Source organism: Microbulbifer maximicatervae (SeqCode) (genome assembly GCF_052467325.1).
In genome coordinates this window covers 3,829,832-3,852,585 of record NZ_CP174310.1, presented here as the reverse complement: position 1 = coordinate 3,852,585, position 22,754 = coordinate 3,829,832, and the positions used below count along the sequence as shown (strand labels likewise).

The following is a 22,754-nucleotide window of genomic DNA, read 5'->3' as shown; positions in this document are numbered from 1 at the left end:
AATGGAAAATAATAAAATGTGGCTAAAGATTGTTATTGTTGTCCTATTCCTTTCCGTACTTGTCAGTCTTTCAAGTGCACTTTTTTTTCTACTTAGAGATATGGGAACACCTCAATCCAAGCGCACACTCTACGCATTAGGTATTAGAATACTCCTAGCGTCACTCTTACTTCTTGCCATTTGGTACGGCTTTGAAAGTGGCATTTTGGCAAAAACGGCACCTTGGGCTGATAAATATTAAGAAAACAAAGGCTTTCTATTTATACGATAGAAAGCCTTGCCCACATTAAGCACCTAGAACATATACAAATATAAACAGCCCGACCCAAACTACATCGACAAAATGCCAATACCAACTTGCTGCTTCAAAGCCGAAGTGATCATCAGGTCTAAAATGATTGGCTATCACAGACCTTAACAACATGATCAACAACATAATTGTACCGAGTGTGACATGGGCACCATGAAATCCGGTCAGCATAAAGAATGTTGTACCATAGATTCCTGACTCAAGTGTTAACCCCAAGTGTTGATAGGCTTCGTAGTATTCTTTACCTTGTAGAAAAATAAACGCCCCACCCAATGCCACAGTGATTGCCAGTAATATATTGAAATTTTTTCTTTGATTCTTTTTCAGGAAAACATGTGCGAAGTGTACAGTTACACTGGAGGTGAGAAGTATGATGGTGTTCCATAGTGGCAAGTGCCATGGGTCTATCACATCTTTAGGCCCCATAAATTTTGCCGTTTCTCCGTTTGCTGCGGCGTCAGGAGTCACATATAGGGGCCAGCTACTTTCGAATCCCTCCCAAAGCATATTGGAAATTCCACGATCACCTTCACCACCTAGCCAGGGAACTGTAAAATTGCGTATGTAATAAAGTGCTCCAAAGAACGCAGCAAAAAACATCACCTCAGAAAATATAAACCAGCCCATCCCCCAAACATATGATCTCTTTAACTGTTCACTGTTGAGCCCTGCCATATTCTCTTTGATTACGGCAGCAAACCAAAACCACAAAACTGCGGCCATCGCTAACGCACCGGTGAAGAAAATATAAGAGCTTCCTCCATTAATCCAATTTGCTGCGCCGAACGCTATTAGGAATAGACCTATCGTCGCAAAAATTGGCAGCCTGGATTGTTCGGGCACGTAATAACTGCTTTCACTAGCCATAATTTTTATCCCTCTCGCTCGGGGTCGATATCATTCTTATCGGTTTTATTGGCAAACCTTTCCGTTACATCAAACAACGTATAGGAAAGCGTTACAGTATTAACACTTGCGGGAAGATCTGGATCCACAATAAAACGTAGTGGTAATTCTGCAGTCTCTCCCGCTTTTAATTCTTGCTGGTTGAAGCAAAAACACTCTGTTTTATGAAAGTACTCAGCAGCTTTGAAAGGAACCATACTGGGAATTGCCTGACCAACCATATCCCTAGATGTCTTATTTTCTGCAATAAAAACAGTATCTTTAATTTCTCCAGGGTGTACTTTCAAAGACATCACACCCGGGCGAAATTCCCATGGCATATTTTCATTATTGTTTGCCACAAATTGCACTGTGACCAGCCTATTTTTATCAACCGCAGCTGGCACAGCTTCATAACGACCACCGGTTTTACCATTGAGCCCTGTGATTTCACAGAAGACATCGTAAATAGGCGGCATAATGAAAATTGCAAATACCAGCATGCTGGTCGCCACGGCCAGCAGCTTGATAGTTACCTTTGCATTTGCTCCAACTTTCATAGGTCAACGTACAACCGGTGGCGTACTAAACGTGTGATATGGGGCCGGGGAAGCAACCGTCCATTCCAGTCCTTCAGGATCATCCCAAACCTGATCAGATGCTTTTTTCCCGCCCATTACAGTTCGAACCACATTAAACAAAAATACTATTTGTGCAGCGCCAAATAGGAAGGCACCGATACTGGATATTTGATTGAAATCCGCAAATTGCAGTGCGTAATCAGGTATCCGACGTGGCATACCGGCCAGGCCAACAAAGTGCATTGGGAAGAAAGTTACATTGAGACCAATAAATGCCAGCCAGAAATGTACCTTGCCCATAACTTCGCTATACATATGGCCAGTCCATTTGGGCAACCAATAGTAAACACCAGCAGTAATTGAGAAGATTGCACCAGGAACCAGCACATAGTGGAAATGGGCAACCACAAAGTACGTATCGTGATATTGGAAGTCTGCAGGCGCAATCGCTAGCATCAGACCAGAGAATCCACCGATGGCGAAAAGGATGATGAATGCAATTGCAAAAAGCATCGGGGTTTCAAACGTCATGGATCCCCGGAACATGGTAGAAACCCAGTTAAAGATTTTCACTCCTGTAGGTACAGCGATCAGCATTGTGGCATACATAAAGAACAGCTCACCAGCAATCGGCATTCCCACAGTAAACATATGGTGCGCCCATACGATAAAGCTCAGGAATGCAATTGCTGCGGTGGCATATACCATGGAGCTGTATCCAAAAAGAGGCTTACGAGCGAAGGTGGGAATAATTGCAGAGATAATGCCAAAGGCCGGCAAAATCATAATGTAAACTTCCGGGTGCCCAAAGAACCAGAACACATGCTGGAATAAAACCGGATCACCGCCACCGGCTGCGCTGAAGAAACTTGTGCCAAAATGAATGTCCATCAACATCATGGTCACTACTCCGGCTAACACCGGCATTACGGCAATCAAAAGGTAAGCAGTGATCAGCCAGGTCCATACAAACAACGGCATTTTCATCAAGGTCATACCAGGAGCACGCATATTCAAAATGGTAGCGATAATGTTGATCGCACCCATGATGGACGAGGCACCCATAATATGAATGGCAAAAATGAAGAAGGTTACGCTGGGTGGTGCATATTCCGTTGAAAGTGGCGCATAAAATGTCCAGCCGAAATTAGGTGCTCCTCCTTCCATAAATAAGGTCGATGCCAACATTGCGAAAGCAAAGGGCAAAATCCAAAAACTCCAGTTATTCATTCTTGGCAGTGCCATATCTGGCGCACCAATCATCATTGGTATCATCCAGTTAGCCAACCCCACAAAAGCCGGCATAACTGCACCAAATACCATGATCAGACCATGCATAGTGGTCATTTGATTGAAAAATTCCGGCTGTACAATTTGCAAACCGGGCTCGAATAATTCAGCGCGTATAACCAATGCCATACATCCGCCGAGCAGGAACATCGCAAAACTAAACCACAAATACATAGAGCCTATATCTTTGTGGTTGGTCGTATAGAGCCAACGCTTTATACCGGGCTGAGGACCATGTGCCATTCTTAAATTCCTCCGGGCGCTTACTGCTTATTCTTGAAGTTGAGGATATCTACGGGTTGGACGGTATCACCCATCTCATTGCCGAAAGCGTTTCGCTGGTAAGTAATTACCGCAGCCAGATCCACTTCTGATAGCTGCTCACCAAAAGCCTGCATTGCGGGGTTTACCGTAGAACCATCGATAACGATATCTAAGTGGCCATTGAGGGGACCGGTAGCAATTTTTGATCCAGCAATCGCCGGGAATACACCGGGTACTCCCTGCCCGTTCGGCTGGTGGCAGGCGGCACATGTGCGTGTATAGACTTTTTCACCCTGAGCAAAAAGCTCTTCGAAGGTAAATGTCTTCGCTGTAAGTTCACGCATTTTTATGGCTTCTGCTGCACGAGAACTCAACCAGGCATCGTATTCAGCCTGTGGCACAGCTTTCACAACAATAGGCATAAATCCATGGTCTTTTCCGCACAATTCAGCACACTGTCCGCGATATATTCCCGGCTCCTCAATACGCGTCCAGGCATCATTGATAAAACCAGGGATTGCATCTTTTTTAACGGCTAGATCTGGGACCCACCAAGCATGTATCACATCATTGGCAGTTATCAGGAAGCGGATTTTTTTCTTGATAGGAACAACCAGGGGCTCATCGACTTCTAGGAGGTAGTTGGCACCCTTAGGCTGGAGGTTATCAATTTGAGCTTTGGGAGTGGACAAGCTGGAAAAGAATGAAACATCAGTGCCCCGATATTCATATTTCCACTTCCACTGATAACCGGTGATTACGATATTGAGATCTTCTTCCTCAGTATCGTAAATATCATAGAGTGTTTTGGTTGCCGGAATCGCCATCAGAATCAGGATGACAGTGGGAATAATAGTCCACACCAACTCCACAACCGTGCTCTCATGAAATTGGGCCGCTTGGTATCCCTTACTTTTGCGGTGACGCCACATGCTGTAAAACATGATGCTGAACACCAATGCCCCTATAGCCACACAAATCCAAAAGATCAGCATGTGTAGCTCGTAGGTGGTCTGGGCGACTTCTGTCACCCCCTGGGGCATATTAACCCCCCAGCGCTCAACGTCCTGCTCATTCGCTAACACCGCTTGTGCAGATAGCGAAGTAGCCAGCAAGGCGAACAGCCGATCAAAGCCTTTCAACATCGCCTACAGATCTCCGTGGTTGCGGGTCTCTCAGAGAAACCCGTAATTTTTATTTTGGCCACTGGCCTTCACGGATAAGCGAATTTTACCTGTATCAACTGCCTAACAGGATTAATTCCACACAAAATTTGTGGACATACTGTAGTAACACAAGACTACATACACTGGGCGAGGAGACCACCTCGCGTTACTGCCGTCAGTGCAACTTGTTATTCTTAGTAAAAGATTTTTTACTCCAGATGTCGTCGTCCGGAAAGGTACAACCAACAACCAGTTTCTTTATTTGTCGCAACTACTGCAGGTACAAAAGGAACACATCGACAAGAAAAAGTCAATCGGGATCATTTTTGAATAACGTTGTCGCTTTGTGAAAAAATTCGGTGATTAACAAATAAATTTAACCACTTTGATAGGATACTTTTCCACAAGTAGAAAAAAAGTCGCTCCAAATAGAGACATGGCAATTTATTTGGTGAAAGATGACAACTAATCAAGCATTAATAATGCTGCCACGAGAAGTATAAATCCTCGGGTTCAAGTGCCCCTGATTGCTTTTACACAGATTGACAACAATTTTTAATCTCTAATACTAAATTCTGACTGCTTCACACAACCAAGACAGATTAGTTTCAATAAGCTTGAGGATTGTCAGGCAGATCAATACAGAATCCTGTACTATCTACACTCAATCAAAATGATTTTTCCGCCAAATATTTCGTTTCGATTTTGTAAGCGTTATGAAATGAATTGCTAATAGCAGTATTGGGAGACCGATTTAGGAAAAGTAACTTATCAGCTCTGTACTGACACCATTGGTAGAATCCACCTGCACAGCTTTTCTTTTTCCGATTTCGGCTAGAAGCCAATCTATCCGTTAGTTGTTATGACTTATGCCTTCTTCTACAAAACTTGAATCCCAACCTATGTCTCGCGTCTGGAATCTGGCTTGGCCAATGATACTGAGTAATATTTCAGTGCCCTTACTCGGGATAGTAGATACCGCAATTCTTGGTCACCTTCCATCTGCAGAGTACCTATCCGGTGTAGCTATCGGGGCTAGCGTAATGTCGATGCTTTTATGGGCATTTGGGTTTCTGCGCATGGGTACTACCGGACTGGTGGCTCGGAGTACAGATCTTGGGATTCAATGGTTAGTACGTGCACTAGTATTAGCCATGGGGTTGGGAATCACTCTGTTTATTGTTGCCTCTCCTTTAATCTACTATATCGTTGAGTGGATGAATGCCAGTCAGGAAGCACAACCCCACGCACTGGCCTACCTACAAATACGTCTGTTATCTGCCCCCCTGGCTCTGGCAAACTTTGCCATTCTGGGTTTTTTTATTGGTCGACAAGATAGCCGTGCGCCTCTATATATACTTTTCGCTGCCAATCTACTGAACATAGCCCTCGATTTCCTATTTATTCTTGGCCTGGGCCTAGGGGCAAAAGGTGCAGCAGCGGCAACGGTACTCGCCGATATTTTTGCATTTCTACTGGGTCTATATCTTCTTACCAGGGTTCATGTTGATATCTGGGCCTATATACGCAAAGAAATTGGGCAGAAGAAACTTCTCCCCTGGATCGATTCATCCCCATGGATTAATCTTTTAAAGATAAATACAGACTTATTTATAAGAACCTGTTTGCTCTTGCTAACACTCACTTTTTTTACTGCACAAGGGGCAGCCCAAGGTGATAATGTACTTGCTGCAAATGCTATTCTTATACAGTTATTAATGATGACTTCCTATGCCCTGGATGGTTTTGCTCATGCTACCGAGGCCTTGGTTGGGGAATCCATGGCAAAGAGATCAACGGCTCTATTCAGAAATACCGTTCGCAGTGCAGGTTTGTGGGCCCTGGGAAGCGCTGTCCTGATTACGCTGGTACTAGTTTCAGGGAAACCCTTGATTCTATCCTTATTTACAGATATCAAACCAGTAATCCACCAAGCGGAACAGGTATATTGGTGGCTCTGTGCACTACCTTTATTAGCGGTTTGGAGCTATCAGCTCGATGGTGTTTTTATCGGTGCTGGGAAAAGTCGCGATATGCGTAATACTATGTTTATAGCCTCAGTACTGGTTTTCTTTCCCGCCTGGTGGTTTACAAGGGATTGGGGGAATGCAGGCATATGGTTCAGCTTGTTTTTGTGGATCGGAGCACGATCTTTAGGACTCATAGTATATTTTCAATACTACACTGTAACCAATTCCTGGATACGTAAATTACAGTAAAACTGTGGCAGGATATTTAGAGTTATTTTTTAATGTATAAATAACAGAATATGACAAATTTTGCGATTGAGAAATTAACTATTTCAGTCAGGATTACTCACTATCAAAATAGTAAATCTCTTATGATGCTACAAACACATTTAAAGCTATAATCTCAGGTTGGTAAATAATGAGCGGGCAAAGCAACAAATAATAAAACCCGCTCATATTTTTAATAGCTTGAAGACTGTACCTGTTTTTGCACTAGAATTTGCTTAAAATTTCCATAAAACGCTCCCTCCCCCTGTATAACAGCGCCATATAGGTCTTCAACCCTCTGCTTTAATTCTTGGCTATAAAAATATAGGCTGCCGTTTCGGACACTATAGGACTTTGGATTCTCAGCCATGGTTTTGTAAAAAAGGGATACTCTTTCCAGATAGGTATCTGCCTGCTTTTTGGAAAAATTACCTTGTTGGTAATTATCTAAAACCTGAGAACTGATTTTTTGAAGAGTTAATTCGCGCTCTTTATCTGAAAAACGAAAGGCTTTTAATTGCGTATTGATATCTCGCTTTAGGTCTTTCATATAGCGAGCTGCAGCTTCTGCTGATTCATATAGTGCGTGAATAGTCTTTTCCCGCTTCCGCAGAGCACCGCGATCTTTCAAGGTATATATATTGGAGATTTCCTTTTCGGAGAAATCGCCCAGAGGACGAAAAATAGTGACATGTTGCAAATTGCTATTCCTTGTGAGCTTGTCACAAATCTTTATTGCATGTCTCCACTTTTCAAAAGATTCTCCTTTAAGGATTTGATCAGGTAAAGCTTTTACAGCTACTCCCAACCTATTTTCCTCTTCAATGTAAAAATCTGGATGGGCTTTCCAGTCATTTGCTTGTAAACGGAATAACGTAAGTATCCCCTGATTCACACAGCTCGCCAATAGGTAGGCAACTTGTTCTCTCTGCTGCTCTGTTTTTTTTCGATGGCGATCAAGGCCATAGAGACCTATGATCGCAACCGCAATAAAAACCACCAGTATAAAAAATATTTTTTTCACTTTTTACGGCTACTTGTGGGTTGGATAAGTTTCACTGGCTCCTCGTGAATATCTTTCTCTGTATCTTGGTTAACACGAGTAGACAGTTCTGTTGGCGCTGACTGCAATCGAATTTCATCCTTAAACCCACAGGCAACACATTCCCTATAATTTTTCCCATCCTTGTGATAGTTAATAATTTTATCCATTTCGCTACAGCGGGGGCACACAGCCCCTGCAATAAAGCGTTTTTTTACGATCTTACCAGACTCAGCCGAATCTTCTTTCTTCATCATGACTACTACTCAATATTTCATGATTGACTTATCCGTTACACAGGACTGATATTCAGCTCTTGCTGCTCGATACCAGAGTGACGCAATAGGGCATCAATTTGCGGCTCTCGTCCACGGAATTGAACAAACAGCTCCAGCGCATCACGGCTACCACCCTGTTCCAAAATACTGTGCAGAAATTTATTTCCCGTCTCTCTATTAAAGATACCATCTTCCTCAAATAGAGAAAAAGCATCTGCCGAAAGCACTTCTGCCCATTTATAGCTGTAATATCCTGCGGCATAACCACCAGCAAAAATATGGCTAAAAGCATTTTGGAAGCGGTTTTCTGCGGCGATAGGCACAACAGCAACCTCTGCTCGTACCTGATCCAGTAAAACCTGAACTTTATCGGCGGTCAATGCCTCTTCGCTGGCATGGAGGCGAAAATCAAAAAGTGCGAACTCCAACTGGCGTACTGTAAACATGGCAGACTGGAAATTTTTCGCTGCCAGCATTTTATTCAGTAAAGCTTCGGGAAGGGCCTCTCCAGTTTCGAAATGTGCAGAAATTATGGAAATAGCCTGGGGTTGCCAACACCAATTTTCCAGAAATTGGCTGGGCATTTCCACCGCATCCCAAGCAACACCATTAATACCAGAAACTGCTGCCACATCAATCTGTGTCAGCATATGGTGGAGGCCATGGCCGAATTCATGGAATAAAGTGGTTACTTCCGTGTGGGTTAAAAGTGAGGGGATATCACCTGCAGCCGGACTGAAATTACATACCAGATAAGCAATAGGCAACTGGAGTCCGTTGAGCGTGTGGCGACGACTACTTACTGTATCCATCCAGGCCCCGCCACGCTTTTTCTCACGCGCGAACACATCCAAATAGAAACCAGCTATCTTTTCGCCATCTCTCAGCAGCCAAAAGAACTGCACGTCGGCATGCCAAGTAGCAACGCTGGTATCTTCTTCAACTGTGATTCCGAATAATTTATCCACCACAGTAAAGAGGCCGTCAACGACTTTGGCGTAAGGGAAATAGGGCCTCAATTCCTCTTGGCTGATGGCGTATCGCTGCTGTTTGAGCTTTTCTGCGGCCCAGGCCACATCCCATGGTTGCAACTCTTCAATACTGAGTTGGTCTGCAGCAAACGCTTTCAGCTCAGCCATTTCTCGTTGGGCAGCTGGCCTGGCTCGTTCTGCCAGATCCTGTAGAAATTCCAAAACCCGCTCTGTATTTGGAGCCATTTTGCTGGCCAATGACAACTCCGCATAGCTGTTCATTCCCAGTAAACTGGCCTGTTCAGCGCGCAATGCGAGAATTGCCTCCATCACTTCGGAGTTATCGTATTCACCTGCCTGGGGACCAACTTCGGATGCGCGACTAACAAAAGCCAAATGGACATCCCGACGCAGAGATCTATTTTCAGCGTGGGTCATAACAGCGAGAAAGCTGGGCCCCTCTAAGGTAATCAGCCACCCATCCAGGCCTTTTGCCTCAGCTGCATTCCGTGCAGCGGCGAGAGCAGTTTGAGGAAGCCCCTGAAGCTGAGCTTCATCATTCGTATGCCAGGTCCAGGCATTGGTTGCATCGAGGACATTGTTGGCAAATTGGCTGGATAACTCCGCCAAACGCTGACTGTTAACGGCAAACTTTTCACGGGCCTCTCCTTCAAGGCCTACACCACCGAGTTCAAAGTCTCTGACTCCCAGCTCCAAAGACTTCTTGCGTGCCTGTGGCCAGTTTACAAACTCGGGCGACTGCATTAATTGGAGATACAGGTCGTAAAGTTCGCGATTTTGCCCCTGCTTTGTCCAGTAAGCCGTCACTTTGGCTAAAGCGGCCTCATAGGGCGCCCGCCAGGGGCCACTTAGAACGCTATTCAGGTGACTGACTGGGGAGAAGGCTCGATTTAGCTGGTCTTCCGCCTGCTCCAGAGGCACCAGCGTATTATCCCAGCTGGGGGTCTCCAATCCCTGTTGAAGGGTTTGCTCACACGTTTTAATCAGTTCGGCGATGGCGGGTTCCACCTGCTCGGGCTCGAGATTATCAAAAGGCGGCAGCAGCGGGATATTCAACAGTGGATTGGACATATAAGACTCTGTGCTCGAATTAGGATAAAGCTATGATAGAGGATTCATTGTACAGGAGCTTATTTATGTCCCCACTGCGCAGCCACGATGATTCCCACGGCGAAAAGTTTCCAGAACTTGGCGACAGCGTATATATCGATCCGCAATCCGCAGTCATTGGTGACGTTACCCTGGGGGATGATTGCTCCGTATGGCCCATGGCCGTTGTGCGCGGTGATATGCATAAGATCCGAATCGGCGCGCGAACCAGTGTACAGGATGGGGCTGTTCTCCATATCACCCATGCGGGACCATTCAACGCCGACGGTTGGCCGCTGACTATTGGCGAAGATGTCACTATCGGTCATAAAGCCTGCCTGCACGGTTGTACCATCGGCAACCGGATCTTAATTGGTATCGGATCTATTGTTCTCGACGGAGCCATTATTGAGGACGATGTCGTACTGGCAGCCGGAGCACTGGTTCCGCCCGGTAAAACCCTGGAGAGTGGTTATCTCTATGTAGGCGCCCCCTGCAAAAAGGCGCGCCCCCTGTCTGACAAGGAAAAGGCTTTCTTTAAGTATTCCGCTGAAAACTACGTGAAACTGAAAGATCAGTATCTCCTTAAACAGCAACCATAGTGACAGCCGGCTCCCCGCTATGCTTAACCTGAATATGGACCAGCTGCATATTTTTGTGCGCTCCTGTGAAGTCGGATCTTTTTCGGCGGTTGCTCGCGAAGTGGGCCGGGCTCAGTCTTCTGTAAGCAGCTTGATTCAAAATCTTGAACTCGACCTGGGGCTGACTCTCTTTAACCGCGAAGGGAAATATCCCCAACCCACCGACGCCGCTTTGGCATTACTGCCATTAGCACGTCAATCGTTGGGGCAGTTGCAGCGCTTCCAACAGGCGGCAAATTCCTTCCAGCGGGGAGAAGAGCCCCAGCTCAATATATTATTTGAAGAGCTGGTAATGCCGGATCGACTCAACGATATGCTGGTAACTTTCAGCGAGCGCTTCCCGCATACTGAGCTTCAGCTCGGCAGTGTTACTGGGAAGGAAGCGGTCCAGCAGGTGACACAGGGTGAAGCCGATTTTGCCTTTGTCACCTCCAGGGATTCCTATCCCAGCTCGCTGGATACCAGTAACCTGGGACAACAGCGGGTACTTAGCCTGGCCTGTCCGGAACATCCCCTGGCCCAGAAAAAACAATCCTCATTGAATGAAGCGGCCCAGCACCGACAGATCACCACAGCACCAGAATCCCAAAGGTACCGTTGGCAGCTCTCTGCACAGACTTGGCGAAGTGATTCTCTGCTACAGGCCCTGGATCTGGCATGTAAGGGGGTTGGGTGGGTCAATGCGCCCTACGAACTGGCCCGACCCTTTTTAAAAAGCGGCAGGTTGGTTGAGCTCAACTTAACCGGTTCTCTCAATACCTGGAGCCTCGGTGTGGATCTGCTCTGGTCCAAGCAGACGCCACAAGGCTTAGCTGCGCAATGGTTCGCCCGAGAGGCCCGGCGACTCTACGGTAACTTTTACAGCCCACCTATCGAAATATCCGATAGAAACTAATTTTTACCTATCAGGCTTTTACATAAGACTTGGCGTTGTAGGCCGATGGTCTGTGACTCAATCCGACTTGATTAGGAGCCAAACTATGTCCAAACAGCAATATCTCCAGGAAATGGAGGCCTTCTCCCAAAAATACCGCTATGACATGGACTACTTGCGCGAGTTTCTTCAGGGCTCTCCTGAAGGCTTTGAAAAATTTAGAAATTTTCAGCCCTTATCCATGCACAGGGAGTTTTTACCTATTGATGTTTTTTGGGTGAGTAAGATAGCGGCAATGCAAGTAGCTGATTGCGGCATGTGCCTGCAACTGAATGTGCGTATGGCCTTAGAGGCTGGTGTTGAACCCCACTTGGTGAAAGCTTGTATCCAAGGCGGCAGCGGCCTGCCTGAGAACTTGCAGGACATTTTTGATTTTGCAACAGCCGTGGCCAGCTACAAAACAATCGACCCTGTTCTCAACGAACGGATAGGTGCACAACTGGATAACCGGCAGAGAATCGAGCTGGGGGTCAGCGTCGCTACAGCGTCAGTCTTCCCCACGATCAAGCGGGCTATGGGATATACCCAAAGCTGCAGCTTGGTTGAGATCGAATTTAAACAGTGATGTGGCAGGCCTTGGCAACCAAGGCCTCCTCACTATTTACCCTGTAGACGCAGCAGTGCCGATGCACCTATGCCGCCAATGGCACAAGCCAAAACGATAACCAGGGGCGTCATTTGTCCCAGTACCAGAGCACCGTAGTCATAACCTCTCTGCGGCAGAAGATACAACAGCATCAACCCTGCCGGCACCAGGGATAAGAGGAAGCCCCGTATTAACCAGGCGTTGCGCAAAGGCAACAAAAACAGCAACCCGAAAACTCCACCCCAAACTACGCGCTGGTACAGGTAGGCATTGCTCAGGGATGGCGCCAAATCTACCCCTAGAAACTGAGTGAAACCATACCGCCCCATCGCCCATAGCCCCACGGCATAGCAAAGCCCACCGAAACACCCCACAGCAAAACAAATCGACAGATTTCGCACAATATCACGCACAACGCTTTCTCTCTTTTAATTATCGGTTGTCTGGTTGAGGTCCCGGCGCAGCTTAGCCATGACTGGCGCTGTTTCTGGACGAATATTCCGCCACAGCAAAAATGATTCAGCGGCCTGCTCTACCAACATGCCTAGACCGTCAGCAGTCTCTGCCCCCTGCCCACGGGCCCATTGTGTAAAAGGCGTTGGCTTAGCTCCATACATCATGTCGTATGCTTTGCCATGACTCGCAACGCAACCTTCAGGCAATGGAGGTAGCACACCGCCTAGGCTTGCAGAACTCGCATTGATAATCAGGTCGTAGCAGCCTCTCAACTCCTCCAGGCCACCACCGCTCAACTCTCCCAACTGGGAAAATTCTGCCGCAAGCTGCACCGCCTTTTCTGCGGTGCGGTTGGCAATATGCAAATGCGCGGGTTGCTTTGCCAGAATTGGAAGCAGTGCTCCCCGAGCAGCACCACCGGCACCAAGCAAGAGAACTTTTCTATCCCTGATTTCCCAACCCAAGTTGCTGTTAATATCAAATACCAAGCCAGCCCCGTCGGTGTTATCGCCGAGAATCTTCCCGTTTTTCGCTAGAGCCAGAGTGTTAACTGCGCCAGCGGAAGCTCCCCGTTCAGTCAGGGTATCTGCCAGTTCGAAGGCCTGTAGTTTAAAGGGCACCGTCACATTGAGGCCACAACCACCCCCAGCAAAGAAAGCCCGTACGAAGCCGCTAAAGCCATCCAGGGGAGCAAGCTGCTTACTGTACTCAACCCCCTCTCCCGTTTGTGCCGCAAAAGCGCTGTGTATCTCCGGTGAGAGAGAGTGTTTTATGGGATTGCCCACTACTGCGTAGCGGTCACTCATGACCCCGCCCTCTTACGCGCTCTGACCGCCTCTCGAATTTTGGCACTTTCATCGACAATTATCAGGCCATCTATTTTGAGGCCGTCGGCAGCTTCAGCAACCAAATAGCGGGTGTGGGAACTATACAGCTCTACCGCCTTTTCCTCCCCCAGTGAATGAAGCAGGGTCCAACGCAAGCTCGCAAGGGTGCTGTATTCGTTTAACTCTATCACCTCGGTGACAGTGCCAAGAATCTGACAGACTCCCAGCCGGCGGTAAGCGTTGAGCAATTTAACCACTTGCTGGATAAACTCATCCCTCGCCACAGCGAGCTTTACGCCATCCTCCCGATAGTAATGCAGAGGGAAGCGATAAAAATCAGCTATCTGTTCCACATCTCCCGTTTCAAAATGCCGCCTGTAATCGAGAAACAGGGAATTAATGCCTTCCAATCGCGATGGGTGCACAGCAAATCTCCATTGTGACAAATTGGCTGCCTATACCCAGTCTCTGTGCGGCAGAAAATCGGTGTAGAGTTTTTCTTCCTCAGAGCCCGGCTCCGGTTGCCAGTCGTATTTCCAGCTCACCAACGAAGGCAGGGACATCAGTATGGACTCAGTTCGCCCGCCACTTTGCAAGCCGAACAGGGTGCCACGGTCAAATACCAAATTGAATTCCACGTAGCGCCCGCGACGATAGAGCTGAAATTCACGCTCACGCTCACCGTAAGGAGTCTCTTTGCGCTTCTGCACGATTGGCAAATAGGCCTCCAGATAACTATCGCCAACTGCGCGCATAAGCGCAAAAGCGTTGTCGTAGCCGCCTTCATTAAAATCATCAAAAAAGAGCCCGCCAACTCCCCGTGCTTCATCCCGATGCTTCAGGTAAAAGTATTTATCACACCACTGCTTAAAGCGGGGATAGATCTCACTGCCAAAAGGCTCACAGGCCTGCTTGGCTGTTTGGTGCCAATGTACGACATCCTCGTGATAGCCGTAATACGGGGTAAGGTCATAGCCACCACCAAACCACCAGATGGGCTCAGCTCCAGGCTTTTTAGCCACAAATAGACGCACGTTTGCATGGCTAGTGGGCATGTAGGGGTTGCGCGGGTGAATTACGAGAGAGACGCCCATCGCCTCAAAAGAACAGCCGGCCAGTTCCGGGCGATTTGCCGTAGCCGAGGGTGGAAGTCCATCCCCATAGACATGGGAAAAGTTCACGCCCCCCTTTTCAATCAGGTTGCCCTCTTCCAGTACCCGGGTTCGACCACCACCGCCACCGGGCCTTTCCCAATTATCTTCGCGAAATGGTTGGCCGTCTTCTTCACTCAGGGCATTACAAATGCGGTCTTGTAGGCCGAGGAGATAGGCCTTTACTTCCTTGGTATCGATATCACTCATAGGCGAAAACTACGTCACTGTTTTGAAATTAAGCACCCGCCCTCAGTACGCGGCCACTTTGCAGATCGCGTATTTCACTGGGGGCGCTGCGACCACCGGTTGAGCCGCCACCGACAAAGTCGAGATCGCGGCCGAAATAGCGCAGTACCTGGTATTTATTGCGGGCGGGTTGAGACCCGGCCGGGTTTGCTGAAGTGGATACGATAGCACCGCCAAAGGCGCGTGTTAACGCAGCGGTAAACGGATGATCGGTGCAGCGCAGGGCTACAGATTTATGCACCCCACAGACCCAGGAGGGAATCAGGTCCCGATGGGGTACAAGCCAGGTAACCGGGCCCGGCCAGCTGCGATCCAACTGTTCCTTTTGTCCATCACTGAGATCGCTGAGGAGGGGGGCAAAATGTGTTCTATCACCGGAGACCAGGATCAAACCCTTTTCAAGCGGACGATGCTTGAGTTGTAACAGGCGCCTAACAGCCAACAGGTTATTGGGATCGCAAGCCAAGCCCCAAACAGATTCAGTGGGATGGGCAATAACACCACCCGCTGCCAGGGCGCGGGCAGCCTGTTTTACGGAAAGTGGTGAGTACTTCATCTTATTAATGCCGGTTTTACTTCATCTCTACGCTGCTGCAAATCTTGCTGCAAGGGAATATGGAACGGACACCAAAGGCAACTTCCACTACAGGCACATCGAAGTCAAAACCCGTCAGGATCGCTACAAAAGGCTTTCTCATTTCGGCTCGCCTTAATGTCAAGCGAGGTGAACCGAGGCAATCTAGCGGATTGCCCAACTGTGCACAAGTTGTAACCGCCTTGCTCAGCCCAGCTTTCTATTTCAGACAAAGGCTGTGGCAATTTATATAAAAGCGGCCAGGAATCCGCTCTTCAAAGCGCCATTTTTACCCCTGACGCATAGCTGGGATGTACTTTGTGGAACTCAGCCAATTGTCGCTGAATTATTTCATCCGGTACACCCGCCATCGCTTCTGCAATATTCTTATATAAGCGCTGTTTTTGTTCATCGTCGAACAAGTCAAAGAGCGCTCGAACCTGACTGTAATCATCATTGCCTTTGCGGTGGTCATATCTATCTGCCGCACCAGATATTGGTAACGGGGGTTCTTTCGCTTTTGGGTCCTCCTCTGGCCCAGAAAAACTATTGGGCTCATAAAAGGCATCCGGATTGCCACTGCGAATACCCGTACTATTCATTTCACCATCCCGATAATAATTATGGACAGGACAACGCGGTGCATTCACTGGAAGTCTCTCATAGTGAGTTCCCAAGCGGTGACGATGTGCATCGGCATAAGAGAATATACGCGCCTGCAGCATCTTATCCGGTGAGAAACTGATACCCGGTACGATATTGGATGGAGAGAAAGCTGCCTGCTCAATTTCTGTAAAGTAGTCTTGCGGGTTGCGATTCAACTCCATGGTTCCCACCTCGATAGGTGGGTAATCACCGTGGGGCCAAACCTTGGTGAGGTCAAAGGGGTTGTAGCTTGTTTTGCCAAGGTCTGCCTCGGGCATGACCTGAATTTGGAATGTCCACTTCGGACATTCCCCATTTTCTATCGCGCTGTACATCGCCTCCTGGTAACTCTCCCTCGAACGTCCAATCACAGCTTCAGCTTCCGTATTGGTGAAGTACCTATGTCCCTGCTGAGTCTTAAAATGAAATTTGACCCAGAAGCGCTCTCCACTGTGGTTCCACAGGGAGAAGGTATGGGAGCCATAACCGTTCATATGCAATGGAGATATGGGCAAACCACGATCGGAGAATAGTATGGTCACTTGGTGAAGACTCTCGGGACTCAACGACCAGAAATCCCACATGGCTGTGGGGGAGCGCAAGTGAGTGCGTGGATGCCGTTTTTGTGTGTGGATAAAGTCCGGAAATTTGTAGGGGTCTCGTACAAAAAAGACTGGCGTATTGTTGCCGACCAAATCCCAATTGCCCTCCTCCGTATAAAACTTCAGTGCAAAACCACGCACATCCCGTTCCGCATCAGCTGCACCCAATTCACCGGCCACGGTTGAAAAACGGGCCAACAGTGGGGTCTCTGCCCCCGGCTGCAGCACCCGGGCACAGGTGTAGTTTGAGATATCACCGGTAACCCTCAAAATCCCATAGGCGCCCCAACCTTTGGCATGTACCGCCCGCTCGGGTATACGCTCACGATTTTGGTGAGCCAGTTTTTCAATAAGCTGATAGTCCTGAATCAACAGGGGGCCATCTGGCCCCGCTGTAAGACTGTTTTGGTTATCGGGAACCGGAGCGCCGGCATCAGTGGTGAGTTTGGGTTTATCCGCCATAATCAGACTCCAGTTTTGGAATCCACTGAGTATTAACGCTGCCATAGAACTGCGCGAATTGATCGGCGGCTACACCAACAACCAAGATGTTTCTGACTGAATAATTTTATAACTTCCTTCTAAGACCTTTAGGGACTCACTAACTCCTCAGGGGTTTTAGCCAGTACCCTCCCGTCCGTGTAGCGGCTTCCCTTCAGAGTTAGCTGGTAAGACCCTGTGAGTTGCTCGACCAAGCCCTCTAACTCCAATTCCATCAATACAGCCATTAAATCACCCGGCTCAATTCCGGTATCCCGCGATAAAAGTTCGATACTTCGAGGCCCACCGGCAAGCGCCCTGATGACTTGTTGCTGAAGCTCTGGCAGCGGTTTAGCGGGGGGGAGATCAGTAGGTGTGGGGTCTGCCAGTAAACCGCCAAGCTGGCTAGCTACATCTGCGCTGGTTTCAACCAGTGTCGCACCTTCTTTAATCAGGTGGTGGCAACCCCTGGCCATTGGGTTGTGAATAGAACCTGGGATCGCAAAAACCTCTCGATTCTGCTCCAGCGCCAAACGCGCCGTAATCAGAGAACCTGAGCGCATCGCTGCCTCTACCAGTAATACCCCCATTGAAAGGCCACTGATAATCCGGTTCCTCCGAGGAAAATTCTTCGCCTCAGCACTGCTGCCAAGAGGCAATTCGCTGACCAGGGCGCCGCCTGCAGCGAGAATATCCTCCGCCAGGGGGCGATTGTGTTTGGGATAAATGCGGTCAACGCCACTACCCAAAATAGCGATCGTAATGCCCGCAGCCTGTAGCGCCCCCCGATGAGCTGCGGCATCCACGCCCAGGGCCAGCCCGGAAGTAATAGCAAATCCGGAACCCGCCAATTCTGCGGCGAAGGCCCGAGCATTATCCAAACCTGCCACAGTGGCCCGACGGGCACCCACCATCGCTACCTGAGGCAGCTTCAGAGCGCTTCTTTCACCACGGATATAGAGCACAGGCGGGGGGCGTGAGGTCTCAGATAACAGGGCGGGATAATCGGGATCGCTGTGACAAACTAGCTGTACCCCCAGGTCTGCACAGCGGGCCAGCTCACGCTCAACCCAATCAGCGAGCTCACTGGCGGCAGATCGGCTGGTAAATTCCCGCCACTGGATTTGGGCCCGCGGTGATAATTTTTGCAGAAGAGGTTGAGGAAACTGCTGGAGAGCCTCTTCGGCAGTGGCAAAGTGCTCCAGTAATTGCCAGTAGCGAGCCGGGCCAATTCCCTCGAGACGCAGCAACGCCATAGTAGCGGTCAATGCATCCATGCAACTTACCATTTTCTGTTTTGATAGTTGTGCGGCAGGGCAAACAGCAACACCTGCCGCGAGATTTTCTGGGATCGCTTAGGGGTTGCGCACCATATCCATCACTGCCAGCGGGCGACGAGCGTCCAGTACCAGGGCTAGGCTCATTTTTTCAAAGGTGCGGAACACCATTAACTCACCAGCGCGGGTATCGGGAAGCTTAACCACATCACCGGTAATACGATCGCGTACCGTTGAACCCGCTTTGTATATCGCCAGGACATTGCCCGGCAGTAATCCTTCCCGTTCACCAATATTGAGGATTACGACATCAAATTTACCAATTTGGGTAACCCCTTCATCAACCCCTACAATCAGGCTATCGATAGCGATAGTGGGCGCACTGGGATGAAACAGGGCTTCAATTGAGCGCTCCTCCACCGGCATCAACCGGTCATCGAGGCGAACCTCACGGGCAGTGCTGCGTACGCCCATAGTCGCAACAGAAAAGTCAGGATTGTTGTCCGGGTCCAGTTGGAGCAAGTCGACAGAACCTACGCCAAGGGCTTGTCGCCCGAGGACTTCACCCGAAACAGGGTCGGAGTAAACGGGGCCGGGGCGATAAATACCATAAGACGGCAGTGGAGCACCAAAATCACCGCGCGCATAGATGGTATCACCCGCTCCCATCAGAATATGGTCATCGGAGCCGGAAACAATGTAAGGGGTACCTTCAAAAGCACCGGGCTCGACAATACGGGTACGGGATAAGAAAGCATTAATTGCATCCAGCGGAATCGCCGGAATTGCATCCTCAACTGCCTGGCGGCGGATCGAGGGCGACAGGCGGTTGCCATCAACCCCCGGCGACAGTTGATACGCCCGGGGGCCGCGTTGCAGCTGTAGCTGTGGTTGGCCGTCTATATAAACAAGGCGCAGGCTATCTCCTGGATAAATCAGGTGGGGGTTTTCCACCTGTGGGTTCACTTGCCAAATCTCCGGCCAGTACCAGGGTTGCACCAGAAACTGACTGGAAATATCCCAGAGCGTATCGCCCTTTTGCACCACATAAGCGTCGGGGTAACTGGGGTTCAGGCGAACCTGATCCTGTGCTTCGACACCAAGGGCAACCGCTAACATCGAGATCGCGGCCAGGATAATTTTTTTCATGGAAGCATTCCTATGCTCTTTATCGCTATAATTCTCAGCGCCGGGCCACTCCCGTGAAGGGAGCGAGACCGGACCCGGGCGCATAGCGCCAGCAAAAACAGGGGTCCACTCGGTAAATTTTGAGCGCGATCATAATGTTATCAGCGCACGTTCAACGAATACTAGAAGTTTGTCACAGGTGTTATGGCTAAACTCGAGATACTGGAATTTCCCGATCCGCGCCTGCGCGAGGTCGCTAAACCCGTCGCTGAAGTGACCGACGCCCACCGCCAATTGCTCGACGACATGTTTGAAACCATGTACGCCGCGCCCGGCATCGGCCTCGCCGCCATCCAAGTCAATGTGCAGGAGCGCATTGTGGTGGTGGATATCTCTGAAGACGGCAATGAACCGCTCGGGTTTATCAACCCCGAGATCGAAGTGCTGGACCCGGAGATCCACCAGTACGACGAGGGCTGCCTGTCAGTTCCCGGTTTCTACGAAACGGTAGAACGCCCGCGCAAAGTGCGTGTTAAAGCCCTGGACCGCAATGGCGAACCTTTTGCCCTGGAGGCCGAGGGATTGCTGGCGGTCTGTATCCAACATGAAGTCGATCATTTGGACGGCAAGCTGTTCGTGGATTACGTCTCGCCACTGAAGCGCAACCGCATCCGCTCCAAGCTGGAAAAATCCCAGCGCCGCCGCGCCTGATCTGCGCCAGCCGCAGGAGCCTGGAGCTGCCGCCTTACGGCAGCTCTCCCCCCTTACTTGAGAGCAAGTCAGTGAATATTATTTTTGCCGGTACGCCGGACTTTGCCGCTGTGCACCTGCAAGCGCTGCTCGACAGCGAGCACAATGTCATTGCCGTTTACACCCAACCGGACAGGCCGGCTGGGCGCGGTAAGAAATTGCTGGCCAGCCCGGTGAAACAGCTGGCACTCTCCCACAATATCCCGGTGTACCAACCCCTGAGCCTGCGCGACGAGACGGCCCAGGCGGAGCTCACTGCCCTTGGAGCGGATATTATGGTGGTGGTGGCCTACGGCCTGATACTACCGCAGGTGGTGCTGGATACCCCGCGTCTGGGCTGTATCAATGTGCACGCCTCTTTGTTGCCGCGCTGGCGCGGTGCGGCACCGATCCAACGCGCGGTGGAAGCGGGTGACAGCGAGAGCGGTGTCGCCATTATGCAAATGGAGGCGGGCCTGGATACCGGCCCAGTTTTGGTGGAAAGCCGCTGCGCGATTACTGAGTCCGATACCGGTGGCAGCTTGCACGACAAGCTGGCGGAACTCGGCGGCCCATCCCTTCTCCAGGCCTTGGCTCTACTGGAAAGTGGCAGTGCCAACCCTCAGGTACAAGACGATACCCAGGCTAACTACGCCAACAAAATTACCAAGGAAGAGGCGCAGATCGACTGGCAGCGCCCCGCTGCTGAACTGCATCGATTGATACGCGCTTTTAACCCCTTCCCGGTGTGCTGGAGCACTTATCAGGACAAGAAGGGCGAGCAGCGCCTGCGTATCTATAGCGCCGCCATCGAACAGGGTTGCCACAGTGATCAGCCCGGTACCATTCTCTCCAGTGACGACGAAGGTATTTTAGTGGCCTGCGGCCGCGAGGCCCTACGCCTCCAATTAATACAGCTACCGGGTAAAAAAGCGCTTCCCGCAGCAGAAATTTTGAAAGGCTACCGGGAGCAGTTCGCCCCGGGTACCAAACTGGGATAATTATGAGCAGAGATGTACGCGCCGAGGCCGCCCGAGTTATCGCCTCACTGCTGGAAGAACGTGGCTCGTTGGCAAGACTTCTGCCTGCCGCCGAGGACAAAGTCGAGGAGCGCGACCGCCCTCTGTTGCGGGAGCTCTGTTACGGCAGTGCCCGCACGGCACCGCGCCTGCAATTGATCGCCGCCAAGTTGCTGCGTAAAAAAGTCTCGGATATTGAGATCAATGCACTGATCCTGCTGGGCATTTACCAACTCGAGTACACTCGCATACCCGATCACGCCGCCATATCTGCAACCGTCAATGCCGCGCGCAGCCTCGGTCTGGACAGAGCGACCGGGCTGATCAACGGGGTGCTGCGCAACGCCCTGCGCAACAGTGAGCAGCTTCAGCGCAAGCTGTCCGGCAATCCACAGTTCAGCTCTATGCACCCGGCCTGGTTACAGCAGCAGATTAAAGCCGCCTGGCCTGAGAAGGCGTCAGACATCTTCCGCGCCAACAATGCCAACCCACCCATGACCTTGCGGGTAAACACTGCCAAGATCTCGCGCGCGGACTATTTACAACAGCTCGATGAAACCGGCCTCTCCGCCGAACCCTGTACTATTTCCCCAGTCGGTATCACCCTGGTTGAGCCGGTTTCAGTCACAGTGCTACCGGGCTTTGCCGAGGGCTTGGTCAGTGTTCAGGATGAGTCCGCACAATTAGCGGCGCTGCTGTTACAGCCGCAGGAAAATGCCCGGGTGTTGGACGCGTGTGCGGCACCTGGAGGCAAGAGTTGCCACTTATTGGAGCAGGAATCCAGCATTCAGTTGAGCGCGTTGGATATTGAGGAGGACCGCCTGGTGCGGGTCGAGGAAAACCTCGAGCGCAACGGGCAGAGTGCCGAGCTTATCTGTGCCGATGCCACGTCTCCGAATGAGTGGTGGGACGGGCAGCAATACGACCAGATACTACTGGACGCACCCTGTTCGGCAACCGGGGTAATTCGCCGCAACCCGGATATCAAACTATTGCGCCGGGAAGAAGACATTGCCGAGTTAGTGGCTTTGCAGGGCAAGATCCTGCGCGCTCTGTGGCCCCTGGTTAAACCGGGTGGGCAGTTGCTTTACGCCACCTGTTCCAGCCTACCGACGGAAAACAGCGAAGTCGTCGCAGCGTTCATTGCGGAGACAGAGGATGCGAGCGACAATACCCCTGAACTGCTAAACGATAAGCCCTGGGGCGAGAAACAAGTTGCCGGTATGCAGCTTCTACCCCAAACCGGCGGCGGTGACGGTTTCTACTACGCTCTGCTGAGCAAAGCTGAATAACGACGTCGCTAGTCGCGAGTCTCATCCGAT

General features: G+C 49.9%; 24 protein-coding genes. 8 read left to right on the top strand and 16 right to left on the bottom strand.

All coding sequences use genetic code 11. From position 1 onward, the window contains the following. Position 1: 1 nt before the first annotated feature. Positions 2-241: a DUF2909 domain-containing protein gene (locus ACJJIE_RS17205; protein WP_444892460.1), complete on the top strand. Its 240-nt coding sequence runs from the start codon at positions 2-4 to the stop codon at positions 239-241. Between the two features lie 45 nt (positions 242-286). Here the strand turns inward: ACJJIE_RS17205 and ACJJIE_RS17200 are convergent, their stop codons facing one another. Genes ACJJIE_RS17200 through coxB form a run of 4 tightly spaced genes read right to left on the bottom strand, consistent with a single transcriptional unit; the run spans position 287 to position 4,475 of the window. After that, entirely contained in the window at positions 287-1,177 is an 891-nt protein-coding gene (locus ACJJIE_RS17200) for a cytochrome c oxidase subunit 3 (protein ID WP_282930522.1), read from the bottom strand. Positions 1,178-1,182: 5 nt separating this feature from the next. Beyond that, complete coding sequence (locus ACJJIE_RS17195) at positions 1,183-1,755, bottom strand: cytochrome c oxidase assembly protein (RefSeq protein WP_444892459.1); 573 nt, start codon at positions 1,753-1,755, stop codon at positions 1,183-1,185. A gap of 3 nt (positions 1,756-1,758) precedes the next feature. After that, positions 1,759-3,309 (bottom strand): cytochrome c oxidase subunit I, encoded by a 1,551-nt coding sequence (ctaD, locus tag ACJJIE_RS17190; RefSeq protein ID WP_282930524.1) that lies wholly within the window; start codon positions 3,307-3,309, stop codon positions 1,759-1,761. 20 nt (positions 3,310-3,329) lie between these two features. Beyond that, positions 3,330-4,475, bottom strand: coding sequence for a cytochrome c oxidase subunit II (gene coxB, locus ACJJIE_RS17185; RefSeq protein ID WP_413663910.1), 1,146 nt, complete (start codon positions 4,473-4,475; stop codon positions 3,330-3,332). 953 nt (positions 4,476-5,428) lie between these two features. Between coxB and ACJJIE_RS17180 the strand changes: the two genes are divergently transcribed. Continuing rightward, the gene (locus ACJJIE_RS17180; protein WP_444892458.1) at positions 5,429-6,715 is read left to right on the top strand and encodes an MATE family efflux transporter; all 1,287 of its coding nucleotides are present in this window, start codon (positions 5,429-5,431) and stop codon (positions 6,713-6,715) included. A gap of 211 nt (positions 6,716-6,926) precedes the next feature. Here the strand turns inward: ACJJIE_RS17180 and ACJJIE_RS17175 are convergent, their stop codons facing one another. The 3 genes from ACJJIE_RS17175 to ACJJIE_RS17165 are packed head-to-tail and all read right to left on the bottom strand — an operon-like array spanning position 6,927 to position 10,116. Further along, the gene (locus ACJJIE_RS17175) at positions 6,927-7,757 is read right to left on the bottom strand and encodes a hypothetical protein (protein ID WP_444892457.1); all 831 of its coding nucleotides are present in this window, start codon (positions 7,755-7,757) and stop codon (positions 6,927-6,929) included. Then, positions 7,754-8,032 (bottom strand): YheV family putative zinc ribbon protein, encoded by a 279-nt coding sequence (locus ACJJIE_RS17170; protein WP_282930528.1) that lies wholly within the window; start codon positions 8,030-8,032, stop codon positions 7,754-7,756. Before ACJJIE_RS17170 ends, ACJJIE_RS17175 begins: the two co-directional genes overlap by 4 nt. Before the next feature lie 35 nt (positions 8,033-8,067). Further along, positions 8,068-10,116, bottom strand: coding sequence for a M3 family metallopeptidase (locus ACJJIE_RS17165; protein WP_444892456.1), 2,049 nt, complete (start codon positions 10,114-10,116; stop codon positions 8,068-8,070). A gap of 65 nt (positions 10,117-10,181) precedes the next feature. Here ACJJIE_RS17165 and ACJJIE_RS17160 point away from each other — a divergent pair, with 65 nt between their 5' ends. The 3 genes from ACJJIE_RS17160 to ACJJIE_RS17150 all read left to right on the top strand — a co-directional run bounded on the left by ACJJIE_RS17160 (position 10,182) and on the right by ACJJIE_RS17150 (position 12,274). Then, the gene (locus ACJJIE_RS17160; protein WP_444892455.1) at positions 10,182-10,736 is read left to right on the top strand and encodes a gamma carbonic anhydrase family protein; all 555 of its coding nucleotides are present in this window, start codon (positions 10,182-10,184) and stop codon (positions 10,734-10,736) included. 19 nt (positions 10,737-10,755) lie between these two features. Continuing rightward, positions 10,756-11,670, top strand: coding sequence for a LysR family transcriptional regulator (locus ACJJIE_RS17155; protein ID WP_444892454.1), 915 nt, complete (start codon positions 10,756-10,758; stop codon positions 11,668-11,670). Between the two features lie 85 nt (positions 11,671-11,755). Continuing rightward, complete coding sequence (locus ACJJIE_RS17150; RefSeq protein ID WP_413663903.1) at positions 11,756-12,274, top strand: carboxymuconolactone decarboxylase family protein; 519 nt, start codon at positions 11,756-11,758, stop codon at positions 12,272-12,274. Positions 12,275-12,306: 32 nt separating this feature from the next. Here ACJJIE_RS17150 and ACJJIE_RS17145 read toward each other — a convergent pair whose 3' ends face one another. The 9 genes from ACJJIE_RS17145 to ACJJIE_RS17105 all read right to left on the bottom strand — a co-directional run bounded on the left by ACJJIE_RS17145 (position 12,307) and on the right by ACJJIE_RS17105 (position 19,705). Next, complete coding sequence (locus ACJJIE_RS17145) at positions 12,307-12,708, bottom strand: hypothetical protein (RefSeq protein ID WP_282930533.1); 402 nt, start codon at positions 12,706-12,708, stop codon at positions 12,307-12,309. 15 nt (positions 12,709-12,723) lie between these two features. Then, positions 12,724-13,557 (bottom strand): shikimate dehydrogenase, encoded by an 834-nt coding sequence (aroE, locus tag ACJJIE_RS17140; RefSeq protein WP_444892453.1) that lies wholly within the window; start codon positions 13,555-13,557, stop codon positions 12,724-12,726. Beyond that, the gene (locus tag ACJJIE_RS17135) at positions 13,554-14,003 is read right to left on the bottom strand and encodes a DUF6841 family protein (RefSeq protein WP_444892452.1); all 450 of its coding nucleotides are present in this window, start codon (positions 14,001-14,003) and stop codon (positions 13,554-13,556) included. The genes aroE and ACJJIE_RS17135 overlap by 4 nt, the downstream gene beginning before the upstream one ends. 30 nt (positions 14,004-14,033) lie before the next feature. Then, complete coding sequence (hemF, locus tag ACJJIE_RS17130; protein ID WP_444892451.1) at positions 14,034-14,939, bottom strand: oxygen-dependent coproporphyrinogen oxidase; 906 nt, start codon at positions 14,937-14,939, stop codon at positions 14,034-14,036. A 28-nt stretch (positions 14,940-14,967) separates the two neighbouring features. Next, on the bottom strand, positions 14,968-15,534 hold the full coding sequence (gene tsaC / locus ACJJIE_RS17125; protein ID WP_444892450.1) for an L-threonylcarbamoyladenylate synthase type 1 TsaC: 567 nt from the start codon (positions 15,532-15,534) through the stop codon (positions 14,968-14,970). Positions 15,535-15,550: 16 nt separating this feature from the next. After that, on the bottom strand, positions 15,551-15,676 hold the full coding sequence (locus tag ACJJIE_RS17120) for a hypothetical protein (protein WP_444892449.1): 126 nt from the start codon (positions 15,674-15,676) through the stop codon (positions 15,551-15,553). A 151-nt stretch (positions 15,677-15,827) separates the two neighbouring features. Further along, positions 15,828-17,261, bottom strand: coding sequence for a catalase (locus tag ACJJIE_RS17115; protein ID WP_444892448.1), 1,434 nt, complete (start codon positions 17,259-17,261; stop codon positions 15,828-15,830). 128 nt (positions 17,262-17,389) lie between these two features. After that, positions 17,390-18,556 carry a DNA-processing protein DprA gene (dprA, locus tag ACJJIE_RS17110; RefSeq protein WP_444892447.1) on the bottom strand — a complete coding sequence of 389 codons (1,167 nt, stop codon included), beginning with the start codon at positions 18,554-18,556 and terminating at the stop codon, positions 17,390-17,392. Positions 18,557-18,634: 78 nt separating this feature from the next. Then, positions 18,635-19,705 carry a LysM peptidoglycan-binding domain-containing protein gene (locus tag ACJJIE_RS17105; RefSeq protein ID WP_444892446.1) on the bottom strand — a complete coding sequence of 357 codons (1,071 nt, stop codon included), beginning with the start codon at positions 19,703-19,705 and terminating at the stop codon, positions 18,635-18,637. A gap of 183 nt (positions 19,706-19,888) precedes the next feature. On the opposite strand from ACJJIE_RS17105, the gene def reads away from it, so the two are divergent. The 3 genes from def (at position 19,889) to rsmB (ending at position 22,724) form a co-directional block, all read left to right on the top strand. Continuing rightward, entirely contained in the window at positions 19,889-20,395 is a 507-nt protein-coding gene (gene def / locus ACJJIE_RS17100; RefSeq protein ID WP_282930542.1) for a peptide deformylase, read from the top strand. Between the two features lie 71 nt (positions 20,396-20,466). Then, positions 20,467-21,414 (top strand): methionyl-tRNA formyltransferase, encoded by a 948-nt coding sequence (gene fmt, locus ACJJIE_RS17095; RefSeq protein WP_444892445.1) that lies wholly within the window; start codon positions 20,467-20,469, stop codon positions 21,412-21,414. A 2-nt stretch (positions 21,415-21,416) separates the two neighbouring features. Next, positions 21,417-22,724: a 16S rRNA (cytosine(967)-C(5))-methyltransferase RsmB gene (rsmB, locus tag ACJJIE_RS17090; protein WP_444892444.1), complete on the top strand. Its 1,308-nt coding sequence runs from the start codon at positions 21,417-21,419 to the stop codon at positions 22,722-22,724. Positions 22,725-22,754: the final 30 nt, after the last annotated feature.